This is a genomic window from Nocardia sp. NPDC051570 (genome assembly GCF_044454005.1).
GTDB lineage: Bacteria > Actinomycetota > Actinomycetes > Mycobacteriales > Mycobacteriaceae > Nocardia.
Genome location: NZ_JBITDI010000007.1, coordinates 463870 through 473607 on the forward strand (window position 1 = coordinate 463870; position 9738 = coordinate 473607).

Annotated in this window: 6 protein-coding genes and 1 pseudogene; 4 read left to right on the plus strand and 3 right to left on the minus strand. The window is 58.6% G+C overall.

The window, feature by feature from the left end:
• Positions 1-1062: 1062 nt before the first annotated feature.
• The 4 genes and pseudogenes from ACIA76_RS20850 to ACIA76_RS20865 form a co-directional block, all read left to right on the plus strand.
• Positions 1063-1704: pseudogene (locus ACIA76_RS20850) on the plus strand (replication-relaxation family protein); the annotation flags it as partial.
• Positions 1705-1831: 127 nt separating this feature from the next.
• A complete protein-coding gene (locus tag ACIA76_RS20855; RefSeq protein ID WP_397153481.1) occupies positions 1832-2368 on the plus strand; it encodes a replication-relaxation family protein in 537 nt (178 codons plus the stop codon).
• A 127-nt stretch (positions 2369-2495) separates the two neighbouring features.
• Positions 2496-3587, plus strand: a complete 1092-nt coding sequence (locus tag ACIA76_RS20860; RefSeq protein WP_397153482.1) for a hypothetical protein — start codon at positions 2496-2498, stop codon at positions 3585-3587.
• A gap of 64 nt (positions 3588-3651) precedes the next feature.
• Positions 3652-3837, plus strand: coding sequence for a hypothetical protein (locus tag ACIA76_RS20865; RefSeq protein ID WP_397153483.1), 186 nt, complete (start codon positions 3652-3654; stop codon positions 3835-3837).
• Between the two features lie 175 nt (positions 3838-4012).
• Here the strand turns inward: ACIA76_RS20865 and ACIA76_RS20870 are convergent, their stop codons facing one another.
• The 3 genes from ACIA76_RS20870 to ACIA76_RS20880 are packed head-to-tail and all read right to left on the minus strand — an operon-like array spanning position 4013 to position 9608.
• Positions 4013-8194, minus strand: a complete 4182-nt coding sequence (locus ACIA76_RS20870) for an NACHT domain-containing protein (RefSeq protein WP_397153484.1) — start codon at positions 8192-8194, stop codon at positions 4013-4015.
• A gap of 51 nt (positions 8195-8245) precedes the next feature.
• The gene (locus ACIA76_RS20875; RefSeq protein ID WP_397153485.1) at positions 8246-9148 is read right to left on the minus strand and encodes a hypothetical protein; all 903 of its coding nucleotides are present in this window, start codon (positions 9146-9148) and stop codon (positions 8246-8248) included.
• Between the two features lies 1 nt (position 9149).
• Complete coding sequence (locus ACIA76_RS20880) at positions 9150-9608, minus strand: hypothetical protein (protein ID WP_397153486.1); 459 nt, start codon at positions 9606-9608, stop codon at positions 9150-9152.
• Positions 9609-9738 lie beyond the last annotated feature (130 nt).

Here is a 9738-nt window from a genome sequence, read left to right on the forward strand (position 1 = left end):
GCGGAACTCCGCACCACCTCGCCGCAACAACCGCTCTACAACCGCACCGCGTTCCGGGCGTTCAAGTGAGCCGTAGCTGTTGGCTGCCAGTCGATCTCGCGGAACATCCGATAGCAGTCGACAAGCGCTCCGGTCGCGAGCAGCTTCGGATCGACTTCGCCGATCACATTGTCGCCAAACACTGTGGCTTCAGACCAAGCCGGACATCAGCCTCCGGTGGGCGATGGGCACCACGCCGTAGCGCGTCCCGTCATGCCGCGTGGTTCCAGGCGCCCACGCGGCTCTCCGGAAGATCAATGGGCAGAGATCATCTCGGCCTTCCCGACGCACCCTCATAGCCGATTCCCGGAAGTTCGCAACGGTCTGTTCGATCGCATGCGTGTCGCCGCGCACCACCGTCGTCAGCTGGAAATGCGGTAGTGGACAGGGCTGCAACCCCGTCTGTGCGTTGCGGAGCGTCGCCGCTCAACGGTCAACGACGGTGTACCGGCTGGTGATTGCCACGCGGTCCAACGCGTTCATCGTCGTCGAGAGCCAAGTGACTGCGGAGACCTGCTCGTCCGTGCCCACCGCCTTGCCAGCATGATCATCATCGGCCATCCGAACGTCAAACTGTTTGCTCCGCAGCCGGACCTGGTGAGGCCATCTGGTCGAGGGGGTGGGGTGCCTGTTGTTCGTCGAGGACTACTGCTAGGAATCTCTGACTGCATCCGCGGCGGACCGATGTATCGCCGAGATCGTCCGAGATATCGCACCCTGATGCACCGAAATGCCGCATACCGCGCATTCAGCCACGCACTTTGCACGCAATCGAAGAAATGAAAGACCACACTGCCGTAAGCCCGAGCAACCAAAACCCGGCACAAACCAACGATGCAAAACCGTGGGGTAAGCGCAGGGTTGGGCCGAACAAAACAGGTCAGGCCCGGTGCAATACCGGGCCTGACCTGGAATTCAAGTGGACCTGACGGACCAGCATACGAACCGCGCGGTGCTGGTGGACGGGCCGGATGTGATCATCCGGGCTGTGGGTGCCTGACCGGTCGCGGGCGGTGGTGCCCGATGACCGGCCACGACGACCGCCCGGCTGCGGGTGGGTCGGCGGATGGCGATGGGGGTAGGTCGGCGTCGGCTCGGCGTCCTATAACCGCCGCCCCAAACGCCGAACACGATGTCAGCATCCGCGCCGCTCACGCCCACGATCCGCGAGTGAGGTCGAAATCCCGACTCAGTATCAATACTGGGACATATTCACGCGGGGGGCGGCGCAGCGGCGTAACCGTACACTGCGGCGGGCATCCGAACGCCGGTCCATGGTTTCGCCTGCTCGATCGCGACCGTCGCCTTCCCTCACTCCTGGCCGAACACAAGGTGCTGACCACCGACCAGATCGCCAGCCTGGAATTCACCTCGATCCGCCGCGCGCAGGACCGGCTGGCGAAGCTGCGGAAGATGGGCATTCTGTTCGCCTTCCGCGAGTCTCTCTACGGAGGCGGCACCAGCCAAACCCGCCACGCCCTTGGCTATTCCGGCGCGCGCCTGATCGCGGCCCAGCGCGCCGAGCGGCCACCGACCCCGGCCGCGCACGCACTGTCCCTCGAACGCCTGGCATGCTCGCCGACCCTCAAGCACCGCTTGGGTATCAACGGGTTCTTCGCCGCACTGGCCGCGCACAGCAACCCCGCCCGCCACCCCGACATGACAGCGCTGGAGGGCTTGACGCAGTGGTGGTCGGAACGCCAATGCGCCGACCAGTTCTGGACCGCCGCACTCGATCCCCGCCCTCATCCGGCCGGACGGGTACGGTTGCTGGGAGCACGATGGGCGTACGGTGAGGTTCTTCCTCGAATACGACACCGGCACCGAAACCCTGGCCACCGTCGCCGCCAAACTCGCCGACTACCAACGTTTCCCGACCGACGGGTTTGGAATCCTACTGTTCTCACTGCACTCGTCCCGCCGCGAGACCGGTTTACGGACTGCCCTGCACCGAACGCTCGGCCATGGTCACCAGGGCCTGGTGATTGCGACCACCGCCCGCCACTTGACAGGGGACTACGACCCGGCAGGCCCGATCTGGGCCTTGCTGACCGCTGACACCAGCGACGCCGTGACCGAACGACTAGGGCTGGCCGAACTACCCGAGCGCGGCCCACACATCGCGCACCACCCCAGCAACGGCCAGCCCTACAACGAAGCCGCCTTCGACCACTACGACCCACAAATCCGCGAGCTGTTCGTAAATCGTCCGCAATCCACCAGCAGCTCGTGCCCGGCTCCGGACGGACATACTCATGACCAGGCCGGCCAGACAGACGAAAGCACCTTCATCGAGTTGGACGACGATCCGTCCTCGCACGAATGGTGATGGTTGCTGCCTCTGGGTCAACCGGGACTGGTGCAGTACGCCGAGCGTATTGAGATGACTTACTCCGCAGCCTTACTCAGTCATTCTTTCCAGCCGACCAGCAGCGTTGCTGCCTTAATCTGGCGTCGTGCCCGACACCGAGTCCAGCGACTACATAACCCATCCGGACCCGCGCATCCGCGACCTGTCCTACAGCCGCGGCCGAACGCGCCAGTTGGTCGACTTGACCAAGGGATCGTTCATCAGCACGGGGTTGGGCCCCTTGAGCAACAACAGCAGCCCCGTCGATGACGAGGATTGGCCCAGGGACAGGATCGAGATCTACGTCAAGGAGAAGACTCGCGGACCCGACTATGTCTGCGACATCGTTTACCGAAGCGAGGAGTTGCCCGTCACGGTGTATGCCGTGTTGATCAATCGCGGTCGCGGACTGGAGATTACCGAGCTTGAGCTGTTCCGCGAAAGTTGGGGTTGTGAGGATGACGACGGAAACTACCTGGATCCCGATGAGCAACGTCGGCCTGCCAACGATCCTGCTGCCCTGATCACCAGTGACGTTCTACGCCGAATCCCACTCGGCGATATCCTCACGCGCGTCGAAAACGAGCTCTCTGACGACTCGTGGCGCACGGAGGGAGTCCCGGTGCTGACGGGGTCGGCGCTGAGCGCCGAGGATCTCACCGCCGATCAGCGGCGGGCACTGGAAAATCTGACCACGATCAGCACACGCCGTCGTGGACGTCCGGAACTCGACGACGAGCTACTCATCGAGATAGCAGAGGAATACATCGCCGAAGCTCCCCAAGGGCGCGGAGCCATTCGTCGCCTGGCGCAAACCTTCGATCGTCCAGAACCGACCATTCGCGATTGGATTGCCGCAGCCAGACGCCGAGGCTTCCTCGCTCCGGCAGAGCCGGGTCGGCGCGGAGCCCCCGCGCCAGGCCCGAATCTCCCTACCGGTAGCGCAAGTGGACCGGATTTCAGCAGGGACAGACGACGCATCATCGTACGAATGATCGAGGGTGACGAACTGCTCTCTCGTGATCTGTCCGAAGATGCCCGATTGCTGTACATCGTCGGTGCTCTCATATGCAACGTAGCCGGGATAGCGAAAACCGACGACCTCACAGCGGCGATGCAGAACCCGGAGATCCTTTCCGCCGCAGTGGACATCCTGGGCAAAGCCCGGCGTCGTCATGCTGTCCGAAATCATCAATGACCACACCGCCTACACCCGAGCTCGCCGTTTCGGCTCACTGTCACCAGAAAGAGGATGCAGATCCGTGGACCCCAACGCACTCGCCATCACGGTCAGCGCCACCGCGACCGGCGTAACCGCGTCTGTAGCAGCCGCAGTTGCCAAGGTTGTCGTCACAAGGAACAAGATCAGGCTTCTTCGCGAAGCCATCAAGGATGTGCCGGGTCCGGAGCGTCCGGCGGTGCTTCACGCTCTTTCTGAAATTCTCTGAGCAGCAGGGCGAGGAGGCCGCGCGACTGTACATCGAGCAGCGATGGTCACTCGAACGAATCGTCGGCAAATTCGACGTCGACCACGGAACAGTGTGGCGGCGGATGCGGGAGCGTGCGGATGCGGATGCGGATGCGGGATGGGCACGGAAGGGAACGGTGATGTCTGCATGGGCGCTATTCCGCGATTTCATCCGTTACAGGCGGCCTGCCATAGGATGCGTCCAATATCACGACGCGGATATTATTCCCTCTCGAATCGAGAGCTCTCGCCTGTTTTTCCAGTTCATTCCTTAGATCGCCCAGATCCAGGTTTATTACGTTACGCCGTCGATTATCTTTCGTCGACCAGCTATCCTTATCGAACCATAGTACTATATAGACTCCGAGGCGTGTGTGCATATCGCGCATATATCTATCGGCCAACTGTTCCTTTAGGGCAGTGTAAAGCTCCGCTTTATTCCAACATCCTTTGACCTCTGCGACTACTCTCAGGGCGGTATGATCCGGTCCGTTCTCGGTTATCGCCTCTATTAGAATATCTGTCCGCTCGCCCATTCCGCTGGGTTGGAAGCGTCGAGCTTGAACTTCGCGATTAATCACGATGCCGCGCCGCTGAAGCTGGAGATTCAATAGGTACCGCAGCAGGTCGGATGCACGGTCCTCACTCTTCGGTTTCTGTTCAGTGCCTTCGTCCCACAGGAATGGGCTGATCGATGTATCGCCCTGCAGTCCGAACTGTATTTGCGAAAGTGTCTCAAGCACACACTCAAGCAAGTCTGCCTCAGTACGAACCAGCGTGCTATTAGCATTCTGGGCAAGAGTCTGCAATTGTTCTCGACTCATGGGCCGCCAACGTTCGCGCGTGTGAACCGCGCGGACATCTCGCAGCACCCGTCGGTAGTACGGCTCTTGCGGGTGCGTCTGAGCGATGTCTTCTACGACGGCAATCGCCTCTTCTGTTCCTTTGCTGACCAAGCTATTGAGGATGTTGCCACGCCAGCGTGCCAAAATCTCGCGGAGCGACGGCCGATGCACGCCCAAACTCAACACATCAGGGTCTTCCTCTGGCGGAAACCTGTCCACAGACCAGAGGTACAGAGCGCCAAGTTGATCGGGCGATACGTCAGGAACGACTGTCCGGTCAACGGTTGCCATGTCCAAGAAAGCTTGTTGCACAAATTCAGGGTCGTTCTCCATGAGATCAGTGAATTCACCCCAGAAGCCAGCAGCATCGCGTGAAAGTAGCCAATAGGTCGCTTCATACGACCGCTTCAAATCTGCAGCGCGACTCTCGGAACTTACCACCCATTGGCGAAGCAGAGGTTTCAAGAGCGCAAAATCTATCTCGGCGACGGTACGAACAAGCTCCTCGCGCGCAGCGGCTGGGAGTCCGCAATTAAATCGCTCAACGAGTTGTTCGCCGAGTTCATTCGTCCACATCTTATGGATCTCGACAGTGAGAAACAGTTGTTGACCACGGTGTGCACGATCATCAAGCACCCGCAATAGCGAATCAGTCAACTCCTTGCGTGCATGTGACCACGCATGTGCAAGTAGATCACCCTTTATCGCAGGGTCAACATCAAGCATAGGCGTGGGCCACGCAACGAGGATCGGAGCCCATTCGCGCCATACGGCACCGGGAAGACGCTCAAGTCCGTCCGGATCAGTTCGCAAAAGCAAGACGAGTGCCTTGTAGGCAGCTTCGGATGGAAAATGTCGATTGTTTTTCTCTAACCACAGTTCGGGCTGGCATTTTGCCATTGCGAGGTACGACGGCACGGCGGCAATAATCACGTTCCGAACATATGCGTCCACTACAGACCAACGTTCGTGCTGAGTCAAATCGGGCTGGCTATCTTGGTAGTATTGTGTCCCCGGCTTCACAGTCATGGTTCGAAGAAGCCCCCAGTAAGCCTCGGTCTCACCAGCCTCTACTCGGGCGGTCAGCGCGGATATTTCTGAGTCAACTTCAGTATCGAGTTGAGCTTGTTTTTGCTCGGTTTCCATGCGTTGACGTCGCCATTCTTCGTGGAGCCGTTGCATCTCGGGATCAGGTTCGATCGCACCGGTAAAGTATCTCAATACTTGACACGCCACTGGGTGATCTGATGGCAGTCCTTCCACTTTCTCAACATGTTCTGAATTGTCGGGTGAGAAGAGGAGGGCAATAGTTTTACCGACGGCTACGCGTCGCTCGTCCTCTACACTCGAATATTGCTCGACCAACCAACTGAAGTCTTCTGCCTCAAGGATCGGTCTACCAGATCCGACGTCGGTTGCTATCTTTGCGAGCTCGTGTTGCGTTGTATTTATGCCTAGTAGTTCGAGTGCGAGTGCGCGACGCCCTTCGAGAGGTAATGAGCCTGCGTCTCTTTCAAGGAGAATCCCCTTGAATTCAACAGCGCGTTTCCTCGCTAGCTTCGCGACAGTAGGGATGAACTCAGCGCGGCGAGAACACCTCAAACAAATATCTACCGCTTTGTCTAAAAGTGGTCCGAGATCATCGCATAGCCACAGATCGTCATTCTCTTTCAACCACTCAGCTACGGCGTCAGATTCGGTCTCGATGAGTGACTCGGTGAGTCGATGCACTAGTAACCAATAGTTACTGCCCTTTATGCTTAATGGGACATGATTGATCATCCGAACCATCTCAGACGTGGGCACTTCGTTCGGCCATGAGGCAAGCGCGACGGCCGCGAACAGTTCCTCCCCCTCGCTTGGGTTCGCTGCTAGCTTAGAGGCCAACTGAGGAAGCAGTGGTGCGAGGTTTCCAGTCGTATCGCTGCCGCAGAGGTCGTAGACGGCTAGCGCGGCAGCGGTGCGGAGCCACTGGGGATTAGCTGAATCCAGGACTATTGATGAGAAGTCTGGGACAACTTCCGTTATCCCGGCCGACCTCCCAATATTGAACGCGAGCCGCTTCAGTTCGTCGTCCGAGTCCCGAAGTCCTTGGCGGATCTGCTCAGCCAAACCGGGATGGCGCAACTTAGAAAAGTCATGCCGGAAATCGCGAAAGAACTCCCCCCGTCGCGCGCGGTCGAAGATTTCATCGACTATCTTTCTGCGCAGATTGTCGTCCGGGATGTCGAGGCCAGTCAGCAGCGACTCGGGATCGATAGCGACGAGCCAGCCATAGGTATCGGGCTCGCAGGTTACCAGCCACGCGGCAACCATACTTGTTTGCGGATAAATACTTCGTTCGTCGAAGCAGAGCAGCGACCGAACCTGGTGCTTTTCGAGAGAATTATCTATTACCCATTGAGCTGCGAGAAAATCCATGAAGGTGGAGTGAGCCCACCCCGCACGATGAGCACCAGCCTCGGAAAACAAAGCGGTTCCAAGCGCAGCTTGTATCGCCGGATAATAATCGTCGGTAGCGCATTCGTCATCGGTCAAATCCGAGTCTGAAGCCTCAGACACATATCCTCGCCATATGGTTGGGCGCTGCCGGAATACCGATAGTGCCGCGATCCACTTGGCAGCCTTCAATATCTCCGAAGGCGATACTGTTCTGATCGCCCCGTTGTCTCGTCGACCAGGGTCGTGCTCATCGCATAGAGCGAGGAGTCCGCGTCTGTACAGTTCCGAGGCCTTGCCGGGAAGTCCTCGGTCGCTTTTATAGGTCCGTGCCAGCATGTTGAGGGTCAAAGGACGAGAAGCCAGGGGCACCGCGTTTGCGTTCTCGACAGCAATCAGGAAATCCGAAGCCACACTCGAGTCAGGCAGAAAGTTGATTACGTCCCGCTTCCTGAGAGGAAGTAGGATATATCGCTCTACCTTATCGAAACCATAAGCTGTTGTAAGTGCATCTTCTAGCGATGACTTCCAGTCCGACGTTCGACAGACGATGCGCAGCAACAGTCGGTCAGGCGTCCAGCGTGGATTCTTGTGCCATTGCTTGATTTGACTTGCAAAGACCTTATGGAGGCCAGGGTCCATGCGCTCGGCCTCGTCAAGACTGTCGAGAATGAGGCAGAGGTTATCGTCTGATTCCATCCAGTCCGAGATCTGTGGATCATTAAGGACGGTGTGACGGAAATCGTCCTTCGTGGTCATGTCTTTGAGGTCATGGGCTACAATCCTTCCGGTCCATGACACTCCGCCTGATAGCGCGTCAAGATTATCATAAAGAGTATGACTTTTACCCATACCTGGCTCACCTAGAAGAATGACACAGGGGATCTCGGCGAGGGTGAACGTCTCAAGGCATGAAGTATTTTGGAAGAATTCGCCGAATACGGGCACCGTAGGATCAATAAGCCAACCGGCACCGTCAAGCTCAGACGTGCCCCCGAGTGGCTGCCAGAAACGACTGACGGGCGCGTTGTGATTGATCCGATCTTGGGCCATATTGAGATTATAACCTGGAGATTGCTGTTTCAATGAAAATTGTGGCCGCACCTATGTGGTGACGATGGCGTCAGCATTGCGCTCTGAGTCTGGGTCGGGCTTTGTGCGTGCCAGATCGTTGATGGCTCCCACAATAATCGGCCAATACATATCAATAGTATCTGCATCGGGGACTTCGCCGACGAGTTCGAGCTGTTGGCGAGGATGAACGATATTGCGAAATTTCCGAAGCGCGCCGATAACTTCGCCCACGTCGCTGTCGATCCATTCCAGTCGGCGGGCGGCGTATCCGAGGGAGTGTAAACTCCAGCCGCGTGGTCCTTTTGGCCTACTTACCTCTAGCTTCTTTGCCTCGGGTTCGTCGAAGATTTCCATTGGAATGGGACGATTTTGGGCAGCATCGTGCAGTATTCCTTCGAGGAGACTCCCCGCCAAGATGACGGCGGCCAGATAGCTGCCGGTATCGCGGCAGGAGTGGAATTCGCGGACTCGTTGATTGAGCAGGGGAACGAGTTGGCGGTCAGCGACGATGTCCTCGATTCGATATAGCAGTTCCTGCCTGGTCGGATCGTCTCGCAGGCGTTTGGCATCAGCGACCCCTGGTTTCAGATGTGGGCGGAGGTTGCCGTCGAGTTCGATGTGAACGAGTTCGGGTTCGAGCAGCCGGTTGAGGTCGACCAGGAGGTCGTCGGCGGTGTCGGGTGCGCCGGGGTATTCACGGCGGGCGACGAGTCGGCATAGAACCCGCTCGATGGCGCCGGGATCGTTTCGCTTGCGCCGCAGCTGATCAAGAGTCCACGACCGGCGGGATTCGCCGTCGTAGTCGAGGACGTCGTCCCAACCAGTGTGGCGGAAGAAGTCCACGAGGTCGACCGCGCGCCGGTAGTGGAGCGCGTCATCGCCACAGATCAGGTCGGCGAGCGCGGGCAGTGTCTTCTCGTCCAGTGGTTCCATCTCACGCCTCCGATGTTCTGATGGGGTTGATGCCGTGCTGATCGAGCGTTCGCCACAGCGGCGCCAGGGCGGCGTTGCGGTCGAGAACGAACTGACTGTGGGTGATGCGGTGGAATGGCCATCCGGCCCGCTGCAGTTCGCGCAGGGCGTCCGTCTCCCGTTGGAGGTTCTCGGCGCTGGTTCCGGTGTGGCGATCACAGACCACAGCTACGGCACCGCTGTCGCCGTAGACGACGATGTCGAGCTGGCGTTTTCCGACTTCGACATGAGGTTGGGCGTGGTAGCCGCGCTCGAGAAGTGCTCGGTACACCCGTTGTGGGAACAGCGAGGTGAACGGTGGCCGCAGTACCTCGTCCGGGTATTGGCCGGCATCGGGTGTTTTCACGAGATCACGCTTGGTCGAGTAGTGGGCAAACATCTTGCGCCGGATGTCAGCTGGTTCAAGATTGTCGTCGGTCAATGATGTGACGATGCGGAGTTGATCACGGGCGCGACTACAGAGACTGAATTCGTGATGTCGTCATGAGCTGAGGGGTGCGAGGCCGGTTGCTGTGAGGCAGCCGTCGATCAGGTGGGGCCGGTGCTGAATA